This window comes from Streptomyces sp. CAU 1734, from assembly GCF_039888735.1.
GTDB lineage: Bacteria > Actinomycetota > Actinomycetes > Streptomycetales > Streptomycetaceae > Streptomyces.
Map to the genome: position 1 here is coordinate 225,249 of NZ_JBDQQP010000001.1, position 26,128 is coordinate 251,376.

A 26,128-nucleotide genomic window follows, 5' to 3' on the forward strand; every position below is an offset into this window, starting at 1 on the left:
TTGCGGTCGGGTGCTGTCACTTGTCGTCGGCGAGTCCCGCCTCCAGCTCCTCGATCTGGCTCTGGGCGAGTTCCAGCAGGGAGAAGTCGGAGGGGGTGTGGCCACCGGCGGCGGGGTCGCCGGTGTGGGCGGCGATTCCGCCGAGCAGCTCGTGCCAGGCCCGGCCGAGCCTTTCGAGCGCGACCCGGCCGATGGCGCCGGCCCGGCCGCGGAGTTCGAGGGTCAGTACGGGGCCGTCCGGGGTGTTCCGCAGCACGGCGGCGGCGGTGACCGCGTGGGCCGGGGCCCGGGTGCCGGCGGAGGGGGCGAGGGGGCTCCACGGCCCGGAGGTGTCCGGCGCGTCGCCCCGGTGGGCAAAGGCCAGCGCGGGCGGGGCGAGGGCGGCGAGCCGGGGCGCGGTGGCGGGGTTGAGATGGCGCAGCAGCCCGTACCCGAGACCGTCGCCCGGTACCGCCCGGGCCTGCTCCTTGACCGTCTTCAGCAGCTCCCCGGCCGCCGCGCCGCCGGCCCGTGCCCGGCCGGTGTCGAGTCCGCCGAGCTCGATGCGCACGGGGATGTGGTGGGCGAAGCGGCCGACCGTACGGGACGGATCGGCACCGCCGACCGGCTCCCGGCCGGAGATCTCCAGATCCAGCAGCGCGCCGCCGGCCGGGCCGTTCTCGACCGCGGCGCCCACCAGGGCGGCGAGCACCACCTCGGCCGGGGTGCAGTGGAAGGTCCGCGGGGTGCGGCCGGTGAGCACGGCCGTGATCTCCGGGGTCAGGGACCAGGTGGCGCGGGTCCCGGCACCGGGGGCGGGCAGCCGCCCGCCGGGCGCCGCCGGGGAGCCCTCCGGAGCCGGCGCGGGCCGGCCGTCCGGGACCACGACGGGCTCCGGGACCGGCGACCGCCCGCCGTCCGGGACCGCGACCCGCTCCGGGAGCTCCGACGGCCGGCCGTCCGGTCCAGTCACGGGCTCCGGGACCTCCGCCGTCCAGGCGTCCAGTTCCGCGACCCGCTCCGGGGCCGTCGACCGCCCGGCGAGCAGCCGCGCCCAGTGCCGGTACGAGGTGCTCTCCCGGGCCGGCGCGGGTTCCCGCCCGGCCGCCGCCGCCTCGTACGCCGTCCGCAGGTCGGAGGCGAGGATCCGCCACGACTCCTCGTCCACGACCAGTTCGTGCGCGACGAGCGCCAGCCGGCTGTCGCCGCCCGCGTCCGCCCAGACCAGCCGGAACACCTCGCCCGCCGCCGGGTCGATCCGGGCCGCCGCGCGGGCCACGGCGTCGTCGAACCGCTCGCCGGCGCCGGCTCGGTCGATCAGTCCGGCCGCGTCCGGCGTTCCGGGGCCGCCGGCGACCAGCTCGGCGCCGTCGTCGGCGGCGGCGCCGATCCGGCAGCGCAGCATCGCATGGGTGTCGAGCACGGCCCGCAGCGCGCGTTCCAGGGCCGTCCGGTCGAGACCGGCGGGGACGGCGAGGACCGTCCACCGCGCGGGCGCCGTCCCGTCGTCGGGCACGGCCCGCATCGCCGGTGTCCACGGCACCTCGCCGACCGCCGTCTCCTCGGCCGCGGCGGCGTCGGCGAGCAGGGCCAGCCGCTCGGGTGTCTTCTCGGTGAACACCTGCCGGGGGGTGAGCACGATCCCCTCGCGGCGGCACCGCGAGGCGAGTTGCATCGAGGTGATCGAGTCGCCGCCGAGCGCGAAGAAGCTGTCGTCGGCGCCCACTCGCTCCAGCCCCAGCACCTCCGCGAAGAGGCGGCACAGCAGGGTCTCGGCGGGGGTGTCGGGGTCGCGTCCGCCCGCGCGTCCGGCGAAGTCGGGGGCGGGCAGCGCGCGCCGGTCCACTTTGCCGTGGGGGGTGAGCGGCAGCCGGTCCATCGGCACCAGGGCGGTCGGGATCATATGGGCGGGCAGCCGCAGCTCCGCGTATTCGCGGACCTCGGTCAGCAGGGCGCCGGTGCCGCGGCCGGCGGCGGGGTCGTTGGTGAGGGCCGCCGGCGGTACGGGGGCGGGTGTGTAGACGTCCACCACGGCCGCGGACCCGGTGAGCGCGGAGCGTACGAACACCGCGTCCACCTCGTCCGGGGCGGTCGCCGACCAGGTGACGCCGACCCAGTGGCCGAGCCGGTCGCCGAGCTCGTACAGCGCCTCGGCGTCGGGGCCGGACGGGCTCTCGCCGGAAGCGGCCCGCCCGGAAGGGAGCGGGGCGCCCTCGTCGAGGGCGCGGGCCAGGGCCACCTCGTGCGCGACACGGGGGTTGGGCACACCCGTCAGCCGCAGCAGGCCGGGCCCCTCGGCACGGAGCCGCTGCTCCAGCCCGGCGAGGCCGCCGGCCTCCGGCCAGGGCAGCCGGGGCGCGCCGGCCGCGGTCAGGGTCTCCGTGCCGGCCGCGCGCAGGACGACGTCATAGCGGTGCCGGCTCAGTTCATTGTCGTGCCGGGCCCGCTTGAGACGGATGTCGGCACCGGCCGCGCCGGGCAGTCCGCCGCCGAGCCCGGCGAAGAACTCCGGGTCGACCAGGAGTTCCTTCTCGATGGTGAGGTTCTGCTCCACGGCCCGGCGCAGGCCGGCCACATCCCGTTCGCCGGCGCGCGCGGTCTCCACGGCGGTCGCGAACGGCCGCAGCAGCCGGTGGTTGCGCACATCGCCGACGAACACGGCGCCGCCGGGCACGACCAGCCGCAGCGCCCAGTCGAGCACCCGTCGCAGATAGTCCGCGTCGGGGAAGTACTGGATCACGGAGTTGAGGACGACGGTGTCGAAGTGTCCCTCGGGCAGCCCGTCGGTCTCGTCCGCCGCCTGGGTCCGCAGCCGCACCTTCGCGGCCAGTTCCGGGTCCCGCCCGACCTGGCGGCGCAGTTCCTCGACGACCGGCGCGGAGAAGTCCGTGCCCCAGTACTCCTCGCACTCCCCGGCCAGGCGGGACAGCAGCAGTCCGGTGCCCACGCCGATCTCCAGCACCCGGCGGGGCCGCAGCTCCCGGATCCGGGCCACGGTGCGTTCCCGCCACTCGCGCATCTCGGCGAGCGGAATGGGCTCTCCGTCGTAACTGCTGTTCCAGCCGGCGAAGTTCTCGCCGAACTCGGCCCCGGTGGGCTCGGCGTGGACGGTGTCGTACAGCACCCGCCACTCGCCGACCTGGTCGCGGGCGATCCGCTCGTCCCGGCCCCGGTCCTCGGCGTCGGGCACGATGTAGCCGATCAGCCGCCGCTCGCCGGGGGTGTCCTCGCGGGCGATCACCGCCGCCTGCGCCACACCGGGGTGCCCGGTGAGCACCGCCTCGATCTCGCCGGGCTCGATGCGGTGGCCGCGCACCTTGACCTGCTCGTCCGCCCGGCCGGCGAAGACCAGCAGCCCGTCCGGGGTCCAGCGGGCCAGGTCACCGGTGCGGTACATGCGCTCGCCGGCCGCGAACGGCGAGGCGACGAACCGCCCCGCCGTCAGCCCGGCCCGGCCCAGATAGCCGCGCGCCAGCCCGGCGCCCGCCACATACAACTCGCCGGTGACACCGGGCGGCAGGGGCCGCAGAAAGGCGTCCAGGACATAGGTCCGCCCGTTGGCGATGGGCCGGCCGATCGGGACGGTGTCCGCTCCCGGGACCAGCGGCGGGCTCATCGACGCGCACACGGTGGTCTCGGTCGGTCCGTACGCGTTGATCATCCGGCGGTCGCCGGCCCACCGGTCGGCCAGCGCGGGCGGGCATGCCTCACCGGCGACGACGAGGGTCCGCAGGCCGCCGGGGAGTTCGTCGGCGGTGGCCAGCGCGCTCGGCGGCACGGTGACATGGGTGATGTCCCACTGGCGCAGCGCGTCGGCCAGCGACACCTGCGGCGGCAGGGTCTCGGCGGGGGCGGTGATCACGGCGGCGCCGGAGAGCAGCGCCATCAGGAGTTCGGAGACCGCCGCGTCGAAGCCGAGCGAGGCCAGTTGCAGAACACGCGCGTCCGGTGCCACGGCGAAGCGGTCGATCTGCGCGGCGGCCAGATTGCCGAGACCGGCGTGCGGGACCACGACTCCCTTCGGGGTGCCGGTGGAGCCGGAGGTGTAGATGATGTACGCGGCCTGCTCCGGATCCACCGGTGTCCGGTCCGGGAGGGCCTCGCCGGTGTCGTCATCGAGGTCATCGAGCTCGTCGAGGACGACGATCCGGCCCGGGTGTCCGGCGGGCACACCGGCCCGGGTCGCGGAGGTGCACAGCACCACCGGCGGCGCCGCGTCGCCGAGCAGATACGCGATCCGCTCGGCCGGGTGGGCGGGGTCGACGGGCACGAAGGTGCCGCCGGCCCGCGTGACCGCGAGCAGTGCCACGACCATGTCCACCGAGCGCGGCACCAGCAGTGCCACCCGGGTCTCGGCGGCCACACCGAGTGCGCGCAGCCGGCGGGCCAGCCGCCCGGACTCGCGCTCCAGCCCGGTGTAGGTCAGCTCGCGGTCGCCGCCGACGACGGCCGTCGCCCCCGGTGTGCGGGCGGCCTGGGCCGTGAAGAGCTCCGGGAGGGAGGCGCGGGGCCGGACCCCGGTGCCGGTGCCGTTCCACTCCTCCAGTACGAGGGCGCGTTCGGCGGGGCCGGTGGCCTCCAGCCGTCCGACCGGGACGGACGGATCGGCGACCAGCTGTTCCAGCAGCCGCACCAGGGCGGCGAGCAGCTCCTCCACATCGCGGTGCGCGAAGGCGTCGGGCCGGTAGACGAGGTCTCCGCGCACCCGCTCGTTCTCCAGGACCGCGACCAGGGTGAGCGGGTAGTGGCCCGCGTCCTCCGGTGTGCCGGCGGGCCGGATGGAGAGCGCGCCGGGGGCGCCGGAACCGAGCGGCGGGCGCGGGTAGTTCTCGTAGACGACAAGAGTGTCGAAGGTGGCGGCGGGCCCGGCCAGCCGCTGGATCTCGGTGAGCCCCAGGTGCTGGTGGGACATGAGCGCCACCTGCCGCTCCTGGAGATCCGTGAGCAGTTCCAGCATCGGCCGCGCGCCGTCGAGGGCGACCCGCACCGGCAGGGTGTTGATGAAGAGGCCGATCATCGACTCGACGCCCGGCAGTTCGGTGGGGCGCCCGGCCACCGTGGTGCCGAACACCACATCGGTGCGGCCGGTGAGACGGGCCAGCAGAACCGCCCACACGCCCTGGAGCAGGGTGTTGAGGGTCAGGCTGCGGCCCCGGCCGAGGGCGACCAGCTTCCGGCCCAGCTCCTCGTCCAGTTCATAGGTGATGCGCCGCGGCTCGGCGGGCGCGGCGACCCGGTCCGCCGGGACCACGAGTGTCGGCCCGTCCACGGGCCCCAGCTCGGCCCGCCAGGCGGCGCGCGCGGCCTCCTTGTCCTGCCGCGACAGCCACTCCAGATAGGCGCGGTAGGAGGTGGCGGGCGGCAGGGCGCGGGGGTCGCCGCCCGCTTCGTACAGCCGCGCGACCTCGCTCACCATCACCGGCAGCGACCAGCCGTCGGAGGCGATGTGGTGGCTGGTGAACGCCAGCCGGTGCCGCCCGTCGGCGATCCGCACCAGCAGCACCCGCAGCAGCGGTGCCCCGGTGATGTCGAAACGGTGCTCCTGGTCCTCGGCGGCCAGCCGCTCGAACGCCGTCAGTGCCTCCGCCTCCGGCAGGCCGGAGACGTCCTCCGCGCGCCACGGGATCTCGGCCTCGCGGACGACGGTCTGGACGAACCGCCCGGAATCCAGGTGCCGGAATCCGGCCCGCAGGGTGGCATGCCGGGTCACCACCGCCTGCCAGGCGGCGCGCAGCCGTGCCGGGTCGAGCGGCCCGGTCAGCTCCAGCCAGCGCTGTCCTTCGTAGACGTCGGGGCCCTGCTCGTCGTACGCGGCGTGGAAGAGGAGCCCTTCCTGGAGCGGCGAGAGCGGCCATACGTCGGCGAGCGACGGCACCGCCGCCTCGATCTCGTCCACCTCCTCCCGGGTGAGGTCGAGCAGCGGGAAGTCGGAGGGGGTGTGGCCCCCGGCGGCGGGGTCGGTGACATGGGCGGCGAGGCCGCCGAGCATCGCCAGCCAGGCCTGCCCGAGCGCCTCGGCGCCGGCGGTGTCCAGCACCTCGCCGGCCCAGCTGAGGCTGAGGGTGAGTTCCGGGCCGTCCGGTGTGTCCCGTACGGCGGCGCCCGCCTCGACGACATGCCGGACCGGTGTGGCCGGGTCGGCGGATCCGCCGATGCCGCCCACGGCCCGCCACGGCTCGATGTCCGTCCCCGCGGGGACGGGGGACCGGCCGAGGTAGTTGAAACCGATCTGCGGTACGGGGAGTTCGGCGAGGACCGGCGCGGTCTCCGGGTTGAGATGCCGCAGCAGCTCGAAGCCCCTTCCGTCGCCGGGCAGGGAACGCACCTGTTCCTTCACGGCCTTCAGCAGCGCGCCCGCCGCCGGCCCGCCGGCGAGTGCCTGCGCGAGGTCCACCCCCGCCGCGTCCAGCCGCAGGGGTCTGACGCTGGTGAACCAGCCGGCCGTACGGGACAGATCCAGGCCGTCGAGCGCCTCGCGGCCGTGCCCCTCGACATCGAGGAGCACGTCGGTGCCGCTGCCCCCGGCCCCCTCTCGCCAGTGGGCGACGCCTCCGGCGAGGGTGGCGAGCAGCACCTCGTGCACACCGCAGTGGAAGGCGCCCGGGGCGCGGTTGACCAGCTCCCGGGCCTGCGCGGGCGACAGAGTCCAGGTGGCGCGGCGCACGGTCGACACGGTGTCCCGGGCGGGGTCCAGCGGCCGGCCGCCGATCGGTGCGTCGGCCGCGCCGAGCAGTGCGGTCCAGGCGGGCAGTTCGGCGATCCGGGTCTCCGTACGGGCCTCGGCGGCAAGCCTCTCGGCCCAGCGCCGGAAGGAGACCCCGGCGGGCGCCGGCTCCGGTTCCCGCCCGGCGGCCACGGCCTCGCACGCGGCCCGCAGATCGGTGAGGAGCACCGGCCAGGACACGGCGTCCACGGCGAGGTGGTGCACGGCCAGCACCAGCCGGCCGGTCTCCCAACCCGCGTCGATCCACACGGCCTGTGCGATGACGCCGGCGGTGGGGTCGAGCCGGCCGATCGCCTCGCGGGCGGCCCGCTCGGCGAGCGCGTCCAGGCCCTCGGCGTCGCCGGCGCTGATCACGGTGACCAGACCGGAGGCGTCGACGGTGCCGCGCCCGGCCGTGAACAGTTTCGGCTCCGCGCCCGGTTCGACGCGGGCGCGCAGCATGTCGTGGGTGTCGAGCAGACTGCCCAGCCCGGCGGCCAGGGTCTCCGCGCCGAGGGCGGGCGGGGCGGCGACTACCGCCGTCTGTGCGAGACCCCCGGTCTCCAGGGCACGCGGGGCCCGGTCGCGCAGGGCCAGCATGACCGGCGTCCAGGGCACCTCACCGGCGGAGTCGGCCTCGGGGGGCTCGGCCACGGCGGAGTCGGCCGCGAGCTTCGCGACGGTGGCGATGGCGGCGGGGGTCTCGTGTTCGAAGACATGCTGGGCGCTGAAGACGATGCCCTTGCGGTTGCCGCGTGCGGCGAGCTGCATGGACATGATGGAGTCGCCGCCCAGCTCGAAGAAGCTGTCCTCCACGCCGACGCGTTCCAGGCCGAGGACGTCGGCGAAGAGCTCGCACATCAGCTTCTCGGCGGGCGTACGGGGCTCACGTCCGGTCACCCGGGCGGTGAGGTCCGGGGCGGGCAGGGCCCGGTGGTCGACCTTGCCGTTGACGGTGAGCGGCAGCGTGTCCAGGACGATCAGGGCGGCCGGGACCATGTACTCCGGCAGCAGCTCGGCGAGGTGTGTACGGACCCGCTCGGGGTCGAGTCCCTGTTCCTCGGCGACGACATAGCCGATCAGCCGCCGCTCGCCGGGGCCGTCCTCACGCGTAACGACGACGGCCTGCCGGACACCGGGCCGCGCGGCGAGCACGGCCTCCACCTCACCCGGCTCGACCCGGAAACCCCGGATCTTCACCTGAGAGTCCGCCCGCCCGGCGAAGAGCAATTCGCCGTCATCCGTCCAGCGGGCCAGATCTCCGGTGCGGTACATCCGCTGTCCGTCCGCGAACGGCGAGGCGACGAACCGCCCGGCCGTCAGCCCGGACCGGCCGAGGTAGCCGCGCGCCAGCCCGGCGCCGGCGACGTACAACTCACCGACCACACCGGACGGCACCGGCTGGAGGAAGCCGTCGAGCACATACACCTGACGGTTCGCCAGAGGGTGCCCGACAGGGAGGACTCCGGTGAGCTCGTCGCCGGGCTCCAGTACATGCCAGGTGGCGCACAGGGATGCTTCCGTCGGCCCGTACAGATGCCGTACGCGTACCTCCGGGCAGGCCGACCGCACCCGCTCCACCGCACCCAGCGGAACCACATCACCACCGGTGAGGACTTCACGGGCCCCCGCAAAGCAGTCTGGTGCCTCTTCCGCCATGACCCGGAACAGCCCGGCGGTGATGTGCACATGAGTCACCCCGGCCGAGACGTACTCCCGTACGCCCGCCACATCCACCGCGCCCTCACCCGCCACCACCACACGCGCGCCAGAGGCCAGCGGAACCCACACCTCGAAGAGCGAGATGTCGAAAGCGTGCGGCGCGTGGAACAGCACCGCGTCCCCCGGCCCCACACCCCACCCGGCATCCCCCACCAGAGCCGCCACACTCCCATGCGGCACCGCGACACCCTTCGGGATGCCCGTCGAGCCCGACGTGTACATCACATACGCCACGTCCTCGCCCGATGTCTCCACCACCGGCGGCCCGCCCGCACCGTCCAGGAGGGACAGATCATCAATCGTCACCGCCGGCGCCGAGTCCTCCAGGACAAACGCGACCCGTTCCGCCGGATAGGCCCCATCCACCGGAACGTAGGCCGCCCCCGCCTTCCACACCCCCAGCAGCGCCGCGATCAGATCCGCCGACCGCTCCAACCGGACCGCGACCCGATCACCCCGCCCCACACCACGACCACGCAGCCACCCGGCCACCCGATCCGACGCACCGTCCAACTCCCCGTACGACACCACCCGCTCGCCGTCCACCACCGCCACCGCACCCGGCGACCGCGCCACCCACCCCCGGAACAACTCCAGAACCGACGAAACAGCCGGCACCTCACCAGCGGTGGCATTCCAGCCCTCCACCACCAGACCCCGCTCCAGCGGACCCACCAGACCAACCCGGCCCACCGCCACCGACGGATCGGCGACCACCTGCTCCAGCACCCGTTCGAACTGCCGGGCCACGTGCAGGGCCTCGTCACGGTCGAGGAGATCGGGCCGGTAGGTGACATGCACCCGCATCCGGTCGCCGGGCATCACGCCGACCGCGAGCGGATAGCTGGTGCTGGCGCGGGTGTGGACGCGGTCGATGGTGATCTCGTCGTCCCCGGCGGTGAGGCCGGACGGGTCGCCGGGGTAGTTCTCGAACATCAGCATGGTGTCGAACAGGGCGCCCGCACCGCAGAGCGACTGGATCTCCGCGAGACCGACGTGCTGATGGGCGAAGAGGGCCGACTGCCGGTCCTGAAGCCGCGTCAGCATGTCCAGCACGCTCTCGTCGCCGTCGAGCCGCACCCGTACCGGCAGCGTGTTGAGGAACATCCCGACCATCGACTCCACGCCCGCCAGCTCCGGCGGACGGCCCGCGACGGAGATGCCGAAGACAACATCCGTACGCCGTGCCAGCCGGCTCAGCACCATCGCCCAGGCGCCCTGGGCGATGGTGTTCACGGTCAGTCCGTGGTCACGGGCCACGGTGGTCAGCGCGCGGGTGAGCTCCTCGGAGAGCAGCACCGAGTCGCCCTCCGTGGCCGCCGCTCCCCGGCCGGCGGCGGGGACGCTCAGTGTGGGCTCGTCGGCGCCCGCCAGCTCGGCCCGCCAGGCCGCACGGGCCGCATCCCTGTCCTGGCGTGACAGCCACGCCAGATGGTCCCGGAAGGAGGGCGCGGGACCGAGACCGGAGACATCGCCGTCCGCCGCGTAGATCCGGGAAGCCTCGCCGAGGACGATCGGGGTGGACCAGCCGTCCAGCAGGATGTGGTGGGAGGTCATCACGAGGCGGTGGCGGTGCTCGCCGAGCCGGACGAGGAGCAGCCGCAGCAGCGGGGCCCGGACCAGGTCGAAGCGTTCCGCGCGCTCCCGTTCCGCCAGCTTCTCGGCCTCCGCGAGCGCGTCGGTCTCCGTGTGCCCGGAGAGGTCGACCTGGCGCCAGTGGGGTTCGGCGGCGCGGGTGACGGCCTGGACACTGCGGCCGTCGGCCAGTTCGTGGAAGCTCACCCGCAGCATGTCGTGCCGGAGGACGAGGGCGTTCCAGGACCGGTGCAGCCGGTCGGCGTCCAGCGGGCCGGTCAGGTCGAGCACCCGCTGGGTCTCGTAGACGTCGGGGCCCCGGCCCTCGTAGGCCGTGTGGAAGAGGAGACCTTCCTGGAGCGGTGAGAGCGGCCAGACGTCGGTGAGGCCGGGGACCGTGGTCTCCAGCTCCGACACATCGGCCTGGGTGAGGGCGAGGAGGGGGAAGTCGGACGGGGTGTGGCCGCCGGCCGCCGGGTCGGCGAGGTGCTCGGCCAGGCCGGTGAGAAGGGTGAGCCACGATGTGCCGAGGAATTCGGCGGCGGTGGCGTCCAGGATGTTCTCGGCCCAGTTCAGTGTGAGGGTCAGCGTCGGGCCCTGGGAGGTGTCCCGGACCACGGCGGCGGCCTCGATCGTGTGCAGCAGCGGGGTTTCCGGGTCGATGGAGCCGCCGAGTGCGGAGGGGCCGGCGGGCTGCCAGGGCGCTGGTTCGGGCGATGGTGCCGGGAAGCGGCCGAGGTAGTTGAAGCCCACCTGCGGTATGGGGAGTTGTGCCAGTACGGGTGCCGTGTCGGCGTTGAGGTGACGCAGCAGTCCGTGGCCGAGCCCGTCCCCGGGCACCGCCCGCGCCTGCTCCTTCACCGCCTTCAGCAGCGCCCCCGCCGCCGGACCCCCGGCCAGCGCGTCCGCCACATCAACGCCCGCCAGATCGATCCGCACCGGATGGACACTGGTGAACCAGCCGACCGTACGGGACAGATCCACCCCGGCGAGCGGTTCACGGCCGTGGCCCTCGACGTCGATGAGAACCGCCGCGTCCGCCCCGGACCGCAGGCGGGTGACGGCACACGCCAGCGTGGCGAGCAGCACCTCGTGGACACCGCAGTGGAAGGCCGTGGCGACCCGGCCGATGAGGTCGTGGGCCGGTGTGCCGGACAGGGTCCAGGTGCGGTGCCGGAGGGTGGCGGCGGTGTCGCGGGTCGGGTCGAGTGCCCGCCGGCCGATCAGCGCGTCCCCATCACCCAGCACCGCCCGCCAGCCATCCAGCTCCGCGACCCGCGCATCACTCCGCGCCTCCGACTCCAGCAGCCGCGCCCACCCCCGGAACGACGCCCCCACCACACCCCGCTCAGCGGGACGCCCCCCGGCAGCCGCCTCACACGCCGCCCGCAGATCCGGCAGCAGAATCCGCCACGACACCCCGTCCACCACCAGATGATGAACAACCAGCACCAACCGCCCCACCCGATCCGCACCCGCATCCACCCACACCAACCGCACCATCACCCCACCCACCGGATCCAGCCCACCCGCCACATCCCGAGCAGCCCGCTCAACAGCCGCATCCACATCCTCACCGGCCAGGGGGCGGACCCGCGTCACCAGTCGCGCGGGGTCCACGGCGCCACGCTCCGCGACCACGAGAGCCGGCGCGTCGGCCGCGACCCCGGCGCGCAGTACGTCATGCGTGTCCAACAGGGTTCCGAGGGCGGTGACCAGCACTTCCTCGGTCAGCGCCGGCGGTGCCGCCACGACCGTCCACTGGGCGAATCCGGGGCGGGCGGCGGCGCGTCCCAGGGCCTGCGCGACAGGAGGCCAGGGCAGCTCGCCGACCGCGCCATCGGTCGTGGCCACGGGCTCGGTCCCGGCGGGCCGGGCGGCGCGCGCGAGCCTTTCGGGGGTCCGCAGATCGAAGACCTGGCGCGGTGTGAGGGTCAGACCGGCCCGTCCGGTCCGGGCGACGACCTGCATCGAGGTGATCGAGTCCCCGCCGAGGTGGAAGAAGTCGTCATCGGCACCGACGCGTTCCAGGCCGAGGACGTCGGCGAAGAGCTCGCACATCAGCTTCTCGGCGGGCGTACGGGGCTCACGCCCGCTCACCCGGCCCGCGAGATCCGGGGCCGGCAGGGCCCGGTGGTCCACTTTCCCGTTGGCGGTCAGCGGCAGCGCGTCCAGGACAATCAGGACGGCCGGGACCATGTACTCCGGCAGCAGCTCCGCGAGGTCTGTCCGGACTCGCTCGGGATCGAGTCCCTGTTCCTCGGCGACGACATAGCCGATCAGCCGCCGATCACCTGGACGGTCCTCACGCGTGACGACAACAGCCTGCCGGACACCGGGCCGCGCGGCGAGTACGGCCTCCACCTCACCCAGCTCGACCCGGAAGCCCCGGATCTTCACCTGGTCGTCCGCCCGCCCGGCGAAGAGCAGCTCACCCTCGTCCGTCCAGCGCGCCAGATCTCCGGTCCGGTACATCCGCCCGCCGTCCGCGAACGGCGAGGCGACGAACCGCCCGGCCGTCAGCCCCGTCCGTCCCGGATAGCCACGGGCCAGACCGGCGCCGGCGACGTACAACTCCCCCACCACACCGGGCGGCACCGGCTGAAGAAACGCGTCCAGTACATACACCTGACGGTTCGCCAGAGGACGTCCGACCGGCAGCGCGCCCGTGAGGCCGTCGCCGGGCTCCAGTACATGCCAGGTCGCGCACAGGGATGCTTCCGTCGGCCCGTACAGATGCCGTACGCGTACCTCGGGGCAGGCCGCGCGGACCCGCTCCACCGCACCCACCGGAACCACATCACCACCGGTCAGAACCTCACGCGCACCCGCGAAGCAATCCGGTGCCTCCTCCGCCAGCACCCGGAACAGCCCCGCCGTGATGTGCACATGCGTCACCCCGGCAGCCACATGGCCGCGCACCCCCGCCACATCCACCGCGCCCTCACCCGCCACCACCACCCGAGCCCCGGACGCCAGCGGAACCCACACCTCGAAAAGCGAGATGTCGAAAGCGTGCGGCGCGTGGAACAACACCGCGTCCCCCGGCCCCACACCCCACCCGGCATCCCCCACCAGAGCCGCCACACTCCCATGCGGCACCGCGACACCCTTCGGGGTGCCCGTCGAGCCCGACGTGTACATCACATACGCCACGTCATCCCCGGACACCGCAAAGGACAGCCGTCCGCCCTCGCCGTCCGGCAGCGACGGATCATCGACACGGACCAGTCCGACCGGCACACCGTCGGGTATGACGGCGCGGGTCCGCGCCGAGCAGACCACGACCACCGGTTCGCAGTCCTTGAGCAGGAACGAGACGCGTTCCTGCGGGTACGCGGTGTCCACCGGGACGTACGCCGCCCCGGCCTTCCCCACCGCGAGCAGGGTGATCAGCAGCTCCGCCGAGCGCTCCAGGACCACCGCGACCCGATCGCCCCCGCGCACCCCTCGGCCGGCCAGCCGCCGGGCCAACCGGTCCGACGCGGTGTCCAGTTCGGCGTAGGTCAGCTCCCGCTCACCGTCCGAGACCGCGACGGCGTCCGGTGTCCGCGCGGCCCGGCGGGCGAAGAGCTCCAGGACGGATTCGCCCGGTGTTCCGGCCCCGGTCGCGTTCCAGTGGTCGACGACCCGGGTCCGCTCGGCCTCCGGTATCGCGTCCACACGGCCCACCGGCCGCCTCGGGTCGGCCGCGAGCTGTTCCAGCACCCGCACGAGGCGGCCGAAGATCGCCTCGGCGGTCGAGCGGTCGAAGAGGTCGGGGCGGTAGTCGAGCTTGAACAGCATCCGGTCCTTGGGCACGGCGACCAGGGTCAGCGGGTAGTGGGCCGTCTCCTGGCCGGCGGCGAAGCGCAGGGTGAAGGCGTCGGGGGCGGCCGGCTCCTCCGGCGGGCGGGGGTAGTTCTCGAAGACGACAAGAGTGTCGAAGACCGCGCCGGCGCCACCGAGCCGCTGGATCTCGGCGAGGCCGAGGTGCTGGTGGGCGATGAGCGCGGACTGGCGCTTCTGGAGCTCCTTCAGGGCCTCCACCACAGGCTGTCCGCCATCGAGTTCAACGCGCACGGGCAGGGTGTTGATGAACATGCCGATCATCGACTCGACGCCCGCGAGCCCGGCGGGACGGCCGGCGACGGTCGCGCCGAAGACGACGTCCGTACGGCCGGCCAGCCGGGCCAGGACCATGGCCCAGGCACCCTGGATCAGCGTGTTGACGGTGAGGCCGTGCTGCCGGGCCAGGCCGACCAGCTCGCCCGTCAGCTTCTCGGGGATGTCGGCGATCAGGCTCTCGGGCAGGACCGGCGTACGCCCCGGGTCGGCGGGGACGACCAGCGTCGGCTCCTGGGTGCCGCTCAGTTCGGACCGCCATGCCTCGCGGGCGGCGTCCTTGTCCTGCCGGCTCATCCAGGCGAGGTAGTCGCGGTAGGAGCTGGGCCGGGGAAGCCGCGCGGCGTCGCCGCCCGCCGCGTAGACCTCGGTCAGCTCGTGGAGGAGGACCGGCATCGACCAGCCGTCCATGATCAGGTGGTGGCTGGTGACGACCAGCCGGTGCCGGTCCTCGGCCAGCCGTACCAGGAGCAGACGGAGCAGGGGCGGGCTGACCAGGTCGATCCGCCGTGCCCGGTCCTCGGCGGTCAGCTCCGCGAGCCGGGCCGCCGCCGTCTCCTCGTCCAGTCCGGAGAGATCCTCCACCCGCCACGGAAGTTCCGCGGTACGGGCGATGACCTGTACGGCCTCGCCCGACTTGCGGCGCCGGAAGCCCGCCCGCAGCACCGGGTGCCGGGCGACCAGCGCCTCCCACGACGCCCGCAGCCGTCCGGCGTCGACCGGGCCGTCCAGGTCCAGGAGCCGCTGCCCTTGGTAGACGTCCGGCCCGTCGCTGTCGAAGGCCGCGTGGAAGAGCAGGCCCTCCTGGAGCGGCGACAGCGGCCAGACGTCCTCGACCTGGGAACGGGTCATCGAGTAACTCCTCACAGACAGACGGGTGCCGGGCGATTGGCCGCCCACAGGCCGGTGTCGGGGTGGGTGACTACGGGTGCTCGTCGGCGAACTCGGCTTCGAGCGCGTCGACTTCGTCCTGATCGAGGTCGAGGAGAGGGAAATCGGATGCGGTGTGGCCGCCCGCCGAGGGGTCGGTGGTGTGCTGGGCCAGACCGTCCAGCAGCCCCAGCCAGATCCGGCCGAGCCGGTCGACCGAGCCGGCGTCGAGCGGGCCGGAGGGGTGGCTCAGCAGGAGGGTGAGTTCGGGGCCCTCGGCGCTGTCGCGGATCACCGCTCCGGCGTCGAGGGCATGCTTGACGGGTGTGTGCGGGTCGATAGAGCCGCCGAGTGCGGAGGGGCCGGCGGGCTGCCAGGGCGCTGGTTCGGGCGATGGTGCCGGGAAGCGGCCGAGGTAGTTGAAGCCCACCTGCGGTATGGGGAGTTGTGCCAGTACGGGTGCCGTGTCGGCGTTGAGGTGACGCAGCAGTCCGTGGCCGAGCCCGTCCCCGGGCACCGCCCGCGCCTGCTCCTTCACCGCCTTCAGCAGCGCCCCCGCCGCCGGACCCCCGGCCAGCGCGTCCGCCACATCAACGCCCGCCAGATCGATCCGCACCGGATAGACACTGGTGAACCAGCCGACCGTACGGGACAGATCCACCCCGGACACCGACTGACGGCCATGGCCTTCGATATCCACCAGAACGTCATTGTCTGTACTGGTGCGCCACTCTACGACGGCTGCGGCGAGCGTGGCGAGGAGTACTTCATGGACACCGCAGTGGAAGACACCGGGGGTGCGCCCGACGATGACCTGTGCGTGTGGGGCGGGCACGGTCCAGACATGGCGTTCGAGGGTGTCGGCGGTGTCGCGGGTCGGGTCGAGCGCTCTGGCACCGATCAGCGCGTCCCCATCACCCAGCACCGCCCGCCAGCCGTCCAACTCCGCGACCCGCGCATCACTCCGCGCCTCCGACTCCAGCAGCCGCGCCCACCCCCGGAACGACGCCCCCACCACACCCCGCTCAGCGGAACGCCCCCCGGCAGCCGCCTCACACGCCGCCCGCAGATCCGGCAACAGAATCCGCCACGACACCCCGTCCACCACCAAATGATGAACAACCAACACCAACCGCCCCACCCGATCCGCACCCGCATCCACCCACACCAACCGCACCATCACCCCACCCACCGGATCCAGCCCACCCGCCACATCCCGAGCAGCCCGCTCAACAGCCGCATCCAGCTTGTCGGGTTCGGTCACCCGCAGTACGGAGATCAGCGTGGCGGGGTCGAGGCCGCCGCGCTCCCCCACCACGAGCCTCGGCCCGTCCACCACGCGGGCGCGCAGCATGTCGTGGGTGTCGAGCAGACTGCCCAGCCCGGCGGCGAGGGTCTTCACATCCAGCGCCGGCGGGGCGGCGACCACCATCCACTGGGCGAATCCGGGGCGGGTGGCGGCGGTGCCGGAGGCCACGAGGACGGGTGTCGGCGCCACGGGACCCGTGTCGATGTCCGGAGCCGCCTCGTCTCCCGTCTCCAGCCTTGCGACGGTGGCGATGGCGGCGGGGGTCTCGTGTTCGAAGACGTCCTGCGCGCCGAAGACGATGCCCTTCCGGTTGCCGCGTGCGGCGAGCTGCATGGACATGATGGAGTCGCCGCCCAGCTCGAAGAAGCTGTCCTCCACGCCGACGCGTTCCAGGCCGAGGACGTCGGCGAAGAGCTCGCACATCAGCTTCTCGGCGGGCGTACGGGGCTCACGCCCGCTCACCCGGCCCGCGAGATCCGGGGCGGGCAGAGCCCGGTGGTCCACTTTCCCGTTGACGGTCAGCGGCAGCGCGTCCAAGACGATCAGCACGGCCGGGACCATGTACTCCGGCAGCAGCTCCGCGAGACCCGCCCGCAGCACACCAGTATCAACCTCCGGTCCGTCCGCGACGACATACCCGATCAGCCGCCGATCACCTGGACGGTCCTCACGCGTAACGACAACAGCCTGCCGGACACCGGGCCGCGCGGCGAGCACGGCCTCCACCTCACCCGGCTCCACACGGAAACCCCGGATTTTGACCTGGTCGTCGGCCCGGCCGGCGAAGAGCAGCTCACCCTCGTCCGTCCAGCGGGCCAGATCTCCGGTCCGGTACATCCGCCCGCCGTCCGCGAACGGCGAGGCCACAAACCGCCCAGAACTCAGCCCCGCCCGCCCCGGATAGCCACGCGCCAGCCCGGCGCCGGAGACATACAACTCACCCACCACACCCGGCGGCACCGGCTGAAGAAACCCGTCCAGTACGAAGACCTGCCGGTCACTGAGCGGCCGGCCCAGCGGCAACGCACCCGCGAGATGGTCACCTGGCTCCAGCAGATGCGAGGTCGCGCAGAGAGACACCTCGGTCGGCCCATAGAGATGCCGTACGCGTACCTCCGGGCAGGCCGACCGCACTCGCTCGACCGCACCCAGCGGAACCACATCACCACCGGTCAGAACCTCACGCACACCCGCGAAGCAATCCGGTGCCTCTTCCGCCATGACCCGGAACAGCCCGGCGGTGATGTGCACATGAGTCACCCCGGCCGAGACGTACTCCCGTACGCCCGCCACATCCACCGCGCCCTCACCCGCCACCACCACCCGGGCCCCGGAGGCCAGCGGAACCCACACCTCGAAGAGCGAGATGTCGAAAGCGTGCGGCGCGTGGAACAGCACCGCGTCCCCCGGCCCCACACCCCAACTACCGTCACCCACCAGAGCCGCCACGCTCCCATGGGGAACGGCGACACCCTTCGGGATGCCCGTCGAGCCCGACGTGTACATCACATACGCCACATCCTCGCCCGATGTCTCCACCACCGGCGTCCCGCCCGCACCGTCCAGGACGGACAGATCATCAATCGTCACCGCCGGCGCCGAGTCCTCCAGGACAAACGCGACCCGTTCCGCCGGATAGGCCCCATCCACCGGAACGTAGGCCGCCCCCGCCTTCCACACCCCCAGCAGCGCCGCGATCAGATCCGCCGACCGCTCCAGCCTCACAGCGACCCGATCACCCCGACCCACACCACGACCACGCAGCCACCCGGCCACCCGATCCGACGCACCGTCCAACTCCCCGTACGACACCACCCGCTCGCCATCCACCACCGCCACCGCACCCGGCGACCGCGCCACCCACCCCCGGAACAACTCCAGAACCGACGAAACAGCCGGCACCTCACCAGCGGTGGCATTCCAGCCCTCCACCACCAGACCCCGCTCCAGCGGACCCACCAGACCAACCCGGCCCACCGCCACCGACGGATCGGCCACCACCTGCTCCAGCACCCACTCCAGGCGCCCCAGCAGATCCCGGGCCACATCCGCGTCGATCGCGTCGGGGCGGTAGGTGATGTGCACCCGCAGCCGGTCGCCCGGCATCACCCCCAGGGTCAGCGCGTAGTGGGTGGCCTGATGGCCCTCGACATGGGTGAAGGCGAGCGCTCCGGGCTCCGACGCCGTCGCCGGCGGCCGGGGGTAGTTCTCGAACATCAGCATGGTGTCGAACAGGGCGCCGGGTCCGCCCACCCGCTGGATCTCGGGAAGGCTCAGATGCTGGTGGGGCAGGAGCGCGGACCGGCGGTCCTGGAGCTCGGTCAGCAGCCGCAGCACGGGCTGTTCGGCATCCAGCCGGACACGTACCGGCACACTGTTGATGAACAGGCCCACCATCGATTCCACACCGGGGAGTTCGGCGGGGCGGCCGGCGACGGTCGCGCCGAAGACGACATCCATACGGCCGGCCAGCCGGGCCAGGAGCATCGCCCAGGCGCCCTGCATCACGGTGTTGACCGTCAGGCCGTGCCCCCGGGCCAGTCCCGTCAGAGCGTCGGAGAGCTCACCGGAGAGGGTCAGCACCTGCTTCTCGGGCAGCACGGCCGCGCGGTCCGGATCGGCGGGGGCGACCAGGGTGGGCCCGTCCGCGTCCGTCAGCTCGGCCCGCCAAGCCGCACGGGCCGCCTCCTTGTCCTGGCGGGCGAGCCACGCCAGATGGTCCCGGAAGGAGGGCGCGGGACCGAGACCGGAGGCGTCCCCGCCGGCCGCGTAGACGGTGGCGAGTTCGCTGAGCATGACCGGCATCGACCAGCCGTCCAGCAGGATGTGGTGGGAAGTCATCACGGCCCAGTGCCGTTCGGCCGACCGCCGGACCAGCAGCAGCCGCAGCAGAGGCGCCTTGGCGAGGTCGAACCGCTGCGCCCGCTCCTCGGCGGCCAGCCGCCGCACCTCGGCGAGGGTCTCCTCCTCGGTCAGGTCGGCGTCCGACAGATCGACCTCGCGCCAGAGCAGGGCGGCCTCGCGCGGGATCAGCTGCACGGTCCCGCCCGACTTGCGGCGGTGGAAGCTGGCCCGCAGGGCGGGGTGTCTGTTCAGCAGGGCCTGCCAGGAGGTACGCAGCCGGCCGGCGTCGATGGACCCTTCCAGCAGGTCGGTGCGCTGGAGGGTGTAGAGGTCGGGGCCCTGGCCGCCGTACTCGGCGTGAAAGAGCAGACCTTCCTGCAACGGGGACAGGGGCCAGACCTCGGCGAGCGCCGAGCCGTCGACCGGGGTGGTGGATGTCACCGGGAGAGCCCTCCTTCGAGATCCGCTGCGATCGCTTCGAGCTGCTCGACCTCGTCCTGGTCCAGGTCCAGCAGGGGGAAGTCGGACGGGGTGTGGCCGCCGACCACCGGCTGATTCGAGTGGGCGGCCAGGCCGCGCAGCAGCGCCAGCCAGACCCGGCCGAGGGTGTGCACGCTCTCGTCGGCCAGCACCCGGACCGGGCGGCCCAGGGTGAGGGTCAGTTCGGGGCCGTGGCGGGTGTCCCGGACCACGGCGCCGGCCTCCAGGGCGTGGGGTGCGGGCATGCGCGGGTCGTCCGAGCTGTGCAGGGCCCGCGCGGTGGCCGGCTCCCACGGGACGGAGTGCGCGGCCTTCCCGAAGCCGCCGGCTCGGGCGTCGAACCGGCCCAGGTAGTTGAAGCCGATCTGGGGTACGGGCAGGCCGGCCAGGGCGGGTGCGGTCGCGTCGTTGAGGTGGCGCAGCAGGCCGTAGCCCAGTCCGTCGCCGGGCACGGCCCGGATCTGCTCCTTGACGGTCTTCAGCAGCCGGCCCGCCGCCGCCTCGCCGGCCATCGCCGCGCGGAGGTCCACACCGCTCACGTCGAGCCGTACGGGGTGGGCGCTGGTGAACCAGCCGACCGTACGGGACAGATCGGCGCCGTCGAGCTGCACGCGGCCGTGGCCCTCGACATTCACCAGCACCGGCGGGTACGGGTCCTGCCGCCAGTGGGCGACGGCGCCGGCCAGGGTGGCGAGCAGGATGTCGTGGACGCCGCAGTGGAACTGGGCGGCCGTCCGGCCGACGAGGGTGCCGGTGTCGTTGTTGCGCAGGGTCCAGGTGTCGTGGCGCACGGTCGCCGCCGTGTCCCGGGCCGGGTCGAGGGGCGGTACGCCGGGCAGCGGCGTGACGTCCCGCAGCGCCGCGGTCCAGGCGGCCAGTTCGGCGACCCGGTGGTCGCGGTGCGCCTCCGCCGCCAGCCGCCGTGTCCAGCGCCGGTAGGAGGTGGCGACCGGGGCGGGGCGCGGGGTGCGTCCGGCGGCGGCGGCCTCGTACGCCTCCCTCAGGTCCGGCACCAGGATCCGCCACGACACGCCGTCGACGGCGAGATGGTGCACGGCGAGGATCAGCCGGCCGGCCCGGGTGGGACCCGCGTCCAGCCAGACGGCCCGCACCATCACCCCGGCCGCCGGGTCGAGCCGGTCGACGGCCTCGCGGGCGGCCTGTTCGGCGGCGTCGGTGAGCCCGGCCGGGGTGGTGGCGCCTGCTCCGGTCGGGGTCGCGCCCAAGGTGCGGGGTCCCGTCGGGGTCGCGCCCAAGGTGCGGGGTCCCGTCGGGGTCGCGCCCAAGGTGCGGGATCCCGTCGGGGGCGTGTCCTCGGCACCGGCCCCCGTCACAGCCGCGTCCTCGGCACCGGCCCCCGTCGGGGGCGTGTCCTCGGTACCGCCGGTCGCGTCCACACGGATCAGCAGACCGGCGGTGGCCGTGTCCATGGCATCCCGGGCGCCGGCGACCAGCCTCGGCCCGCCGCCGCCGTGGTCGTCGTCACCGTCGTCGATCACCCGGGCGCGAAGCATGGCGTGCGTGCCGACGAGGGCGGTGAGCGCGGCGGTGAGGGCGTCGGGATCGAGTCCGGGCGGGGCCGTGAGGATCGTCCACTGCGCGAAGGAGCCGCCCGCGACCCGCTCGCCGAGGAAGCGTGCGGCGGGTGTCCAGATGACCTCGCCCGCGCCGTCGTCGGTGCGGTCTTCCGGCCCCTCGCCGGCGACCGGCCGGGCGACGGCGGCGATCCGTTCGGGGGTCTTCTCGTCGAAGATCTGCCGGGGTGTGACGACGAGTCCGGCCCGTCGGGCCCGGGTGACCAGTTGGAGCGAGGTGATGGAGTCGCCGCCGAGCGCGAAGAAGCTGTCGTCGGCGCCGACCCGGTCGAGGCCGAACATCTCGGCGACGGCCGTGCAGAGCGCCTCCTCGGCGGGGGTGCGCGGCGCCCGGCCGAGGGCTCCGGCGGCGAAGTCGGGTGCGGGCAGGGACTCACGGTCCAGCTTGCCGTTCGGGGTCAGGGGCGGCTCGTCGAGGATCACGACGGCCGCGGGGACCATGTAGTCGGGCAGCGTCCGGGAGACATGGGCGCGTATGTCCGAGGGGTCCGGGGCACGGCCGGCCGCGGGCACCGCGTAGCCGATCAGCCGGGTTCCGTGGATCGCGACGACCGCCTGTCCCACGTCCGGATGGCCGAGGAGCGCGGCCTCCACCTCGCCCGGCTCGATCCGGTACCCGCGCAGTTTGACCTGCTCGTCGGCCCGTCCGACGAACACCAGCTCGCCGCCGCGGGTGCGGCGGGCCAGGTCGCCGGTGCGGTACATCCGCTGTCCGTCCGCGAACGGCGAGGCGACGAACCGCCCGGCCGTCAGCCCGGACCGGCCGAGGTAGCCGCGCGCCAGCCCGGCGCCCGTCACATACAGCTCGCCGGTCACATCCGGCGGCACGGGGCGCAGAAGGCCGTCCAGGACATACGCGCCGGCGCGGGTGATGGGGCCGCCGATCGTCAGCGGGCCCGAGTCGTCCAGCGGGGCGGTGACGGTGGAGACGACGCTCGCCTCGGTGACTCCGTACTCATTGCGGAGGTCGCAGCGGCCGGCCCAGAGCCGGCGGGTGTCCGCCGGGAGGGCGTCACCGCCGCTCACCAGTACGCGCAGCGCGGGCAGTGGCCGGTCGGGGAGATGGGTGAGCTGGACGGCGGGCATCACGGCATGCGTGATGTGGTGACCGGCCAGCAGATCGCCCAGTTCGTCCCCGGTGGTGTGCCCGCCCGGCGGGGCGAGCACCAGCCGGCCGCCCGCGCAGAGCGTCGGCCAGATGTCCGCCATCGACACGTCGAAGCTCGGCGAGACCAGTTGCGCGAGCCGGGTGTCCGGGCCGAGGGCGTACCGCTGGGTCCGCTCGGCGACCAGATTCCGCAGGCCGCCCCAGGTGACGGCGGCGCCCTTGGGGGTGCCGGTGGAACCGGAGGTGTAGATGACATACGCGGTGTGGTCGGCGTCGGGCGCCACCCGGACCCGCCCGCCGGGTTCGTCCGGCGGTGGCGGTCCGTCCAGGATCAGCACCGGTCCCGCGAATTCCGGCGGCACCATCGGCCGGGTCTCGGTCGTGCAGAGGATCGCCCCGGGCGCGGCGTCGGCGAGTACGAAGGCGATGCGGTCCGCCGGATGTCCGGGGTCGACCGGGACGTACGCGCCGCCCGCGAGGGCGATGCCGAGCAGGCCGGTGATCAGCTCCGCCGAGCGGGGCGCCAGGACGGCCACCCGGGTGTCGGGGCCGACGCCGTGCGCGTCCAGCCGGCGCGCCAGGAGCTCGGCGTGCCGGCCGAGTTCTCCGTACGTCAGCTCACGGCCGGCGGCGACGAGGGCGGTGGCCCCGGGGGTGCGGGCGGCCAGGTCGGTGAAGCGGCGGGGCGGGAGCGGGGAGCCGTCCGCGTACGGTCCGTGCGCCTCGGGCGACAGGGCCGGTTCCTCGGTGACGCCGGGCACGGCCAGCCGTCCCACCGGCACCGACGGGTCCTCGATCACCTGCTCCAGCACCCGGGTCAGGGCATGCGCCAGCCCTTCGGCGTCCGTGCCGGAGAACCGGGCGAGACGGTGCGCGAGGCGGATCCGCAGGCGGTCGCCGAGCACGGCGCCCAGCGTCAGCGGGTAGTGGGTCCCCTCCACGGTGGAGACATGCTCCGTCCGGAGGGCGCCGGGGGATTCCGGGGTGCCGGCCGCGCGGGGGTAGTTCTCGAAGACGAGGACGGAGTCGAAGGCCGAGCGGGACCCGGTGAGCTTCTGGAGTTCGGAGAGTCCCAGGTGGTGGGAGCCGATCAGCGCGGACTGGCGGGCCTGCAAGCCGGTCAGCATCTCCCCCACCGGCTGCCCGGCGTCGAGCGGCACCCGGACGGGCACGGTGTTCATGAACACCCCGACCATTTTCTCGACGTCCGGCAGTTCGGTGGGGCGGGCCGCGACCGGGGCGCCGAAGACGATGTCGGTACGGCCCGTGAGGCGCGAGAGCACCAGCGCCCAGGCCCCTTGCAGCAGGGTGTTGACCGTCAGCCCGGCGCCGCGCGCGAAGGCGACCAGCCGGCCGGTGAACTCCTCGGGGAAATCGCGGCTCAGCCAACCCGCGTCGGCCGAGTCCTTCGCCAGATCAAGGGGGTCGACGAGGGTCGGCTCGTCCACCCCGGCGAGCTCGGCCCGCCACGCCTCGCGGGCCGCCTCCTTGTCCTGGCGTGACAGCCACGCCAGATGGTCCCGGAAGGAGGGCGCGGGGCCGAGGCCCGTGCCGTCGCCGCCGGAGACGTACAGCGCGGAGACCTCGTCGAGGACGACGGACATGGACCAGCCGTCGAAGAGGATGTGGTGGGTGACGACGATGAGCCGGTGCCGCTCTTCGGAGAGCCGGACGAGAACGAGCCGGAGCAGCGGCGGCCGGGCCGGGTCGAAACGTTTCGCCTGCTCCTGCGCGGCCGTCTCGGCGAGCCGGGTCCCGGTCTCCGCCGCGCCGAGTCCGGAGAGGTCGACCTCCCGCCACGGTATGCGTACGCCGTCCACGACGGCCTGGGCCAACCGCCCCGAGGCGAGCCGGTGGAAGCCGGCCCGCAGGGTCGCGTGCCGGGCCACGACGCCCTCCCAGGCCGCCCGCAGCCGGGCGGCGTCGAGCCGTCCGGTCAGCTCCAGGATCCACTGGCCCTTGTAGACGTCGGGGCCCCGCTCGTCGTAGGCGGCGTGGAAGAGCAACCCCTCCTGGAGCGGTGTGAGCGGCCAGATCTCGGCGAGGCCGGGGACCGTGGCCGCCAGCTCGGCGGACTCTTCCGCCGTGAGGTCGAAGAGGGGGGCGTCGTTCCGCGGTGCGGTCTCGTCGCCCGTGTCGAGCTTCGCGACGGTGGCGATGGCGGCGGGGGTCTCGTGTTCGAAGACGTCCTGCGCGCCGAAGACGATGCCCTTCCGGTTGCCTCGCGCGGCGAGCTGCATGGACATGATGGAGTCGCCACCCAGCTCGAAGAAGCTGTCCTCCACGCCGACACGCTCCAGGCCAAGAACATCGGCGAAGAGCTCACACATCAGCTTCTCGGCGGGCGTACGGGGCTCACGCCCGGTCACCCGGGCGGTGAGATCCGGCGCGGGCAGGGCCCGGTGGTCCACTTTCCCGTTGACGGTCAGCGGCAGCGCGTCCAAGACGATCAGCACGGCCGGGACCATGTACTCCGGCAGCAGCTCCGCGAGACCCGCCCGCAGCACACCGGTATCAACCTCCGGTCCGTCCGCGACGACATACCCGATCAGCCGCCGCTCACCGGGACGGTCCTCACGCGTGACGACAACAGCCTGCCGGACACCGGGCCGCGCGGCGAGCACGGCCTCCACCTCACCCGGCTCCACACGGAAACCCCGGATCTTCACCTGGTCGTCCGCCCGCCCGGCGAAGAGCAGTTCGCCGTCATCCGTCCACAGGGCCTGGTCACCGGTGCGGTACATCCGCTTTCCGTCCGCGAACGGCGAGGCCACAAACCGCCCGGCCGTCAGCCCGGACCGGCCGAGGTAGCCGCGCGCCAGCCCGGCACCGGCGACGTACAACTCACCGACCACACCCGGCGGCACCGGCTGGAGGCGCCCGTCCAGTACGAACACCTGTCGGCCACTGAGCGGCCGGCCCAGCGGCAGTACGCCGGCGAGGTCGTCACCGGGTTCCAGCAGATGCCAGGTCGCGCAGAGGGACGTCTCGGTGGGGCCGTACAGATGGCGTACGCGGATGTCGGGGCAGGCCGCCCGCACCCGCTCCACCGCACCCAGCGGAACCACATCACCACCGGTGAGGACTTCACGGGCCCCCGCGAAACAGTCCGGTGCCTCTTCCGCCATGACCCGGAACAGCCCGGCCGTCACATGCACATGCGTCACTCCGGCGGCGACATGGCCGCGCACCTCAGCCACGTCCACGGAACCCGGGCCCGCCACCACCACACGCGCCCCGGACGCCAGCGGAACCCACACCTCGAAAAGCGAGATGTCGAAAGCGTGCGGCGCGTGGAACAGCACCGCGTCCCCAGGCCCCACACCCCAGCCGGCATCCCCCACCAGAGCCGCCACGCTCCCATGGGGAACGGCGACACCCTTCGGGGTGCCCGTCGAGCCCGACGTGTACATCACATACGCCACGTCATCACCGGACACCGGGACAGAAAGCCGCCCATCCCCGCCGTCCACCAGCGACAAGTCGTCGATCACCACCGCCGGCGCAGAGTCCTCCAGGACAAAGGCGACCCGTTCCGCCGGATAAGCCCCATCCACCGGAACATAGGCCGCCCCCGCCTTCCACACCCCCAGCAGCGCCGCGATCAGATCCGCCGACCGCTCCAGCCGGACCGCGACCCGATCACCCCGACCCACACCACGACCACGCAACCACCCGGCCACCCGATCCGACGCACCGTCCAACTCCCCGTACGACACCACCCGCTCGCCATCCACCACCGCCACCGCACCCGGCGACCGCGCCACCCACCCCCGGAACAACTCCAGAACCGAGATGGGACCTGCCCCGGACGTGTCGTTCATGTCTCCCCCTTCGAC

The 26,128-nt window shown here is 73.5% G+C and carries 3 protein-coding genes; all 3 read right to left on the reverse strand.

Going from position 1 to position 26,128, the window contains the following annotated elements; genetic code table 11:
* Positions 1 to 16 precede the first annotated feature (16 nt).
* Entirely contained in the window at positions 17 to 14,935 is a 14,919-nt protein-coding gene (locus tag AAFN69_RS00915) for an amino acid adenylation domain-containing protein (protein WP_347726261.1), read from the reverse strand.
* A gap of 70 nt (positions 14,936 to 15,005) precedes the next feature.
* Positions 15,006 to 19,547, reverse strand: coding sequence for an amino acid adenylation domain-containing protein (locus tag AAFN69_RS00920; protein WP_347726262.1), 4,542 nt, complete (start codon positions 19,545 to 19,547; stop codon positions 15,006 to 15,008).
* Positions 19,544 to 26,113 carry an amino acid adenylation domain-containing protein gene (locus AAFN69_RS00925; protein WP_347726263.1) on the reverse strand — a complete coding sequence of 2,190 codons (6,570 nt, stop codon included), beginning with the start codon at positions 26,111 to 26,113 and terminating at the stop codon, positions 19,544 to 19,546. The genes AAFN69_RS00920 and AAFN69_RS00925 overlap by 4 nt, the downstream gene beginning before the upstream one ends.
* Between the last annotated feature and the right edge of the window lie 15 nt (positions 26,114 to 26,128).

What these genes read in the sequence shown, in the direction of transcription:
- AAFN69_RS00915 (WP_347726261.1), bottom strand. Translation starts at nt 14,935, where the DNA reads ATGACCCGTTCCCAGGTCGAGGACGTCTGGCCGCTGTCGCCGCTCCAG.
- AAFN69_RS00925 (WP_347726263.1), bottom strand. Translation starts at nt 26,113, where the DNA reads ATGAACGACACGTCCGGGGCAGGTCCCATCTCGGTTCTGGAGTTGTTC.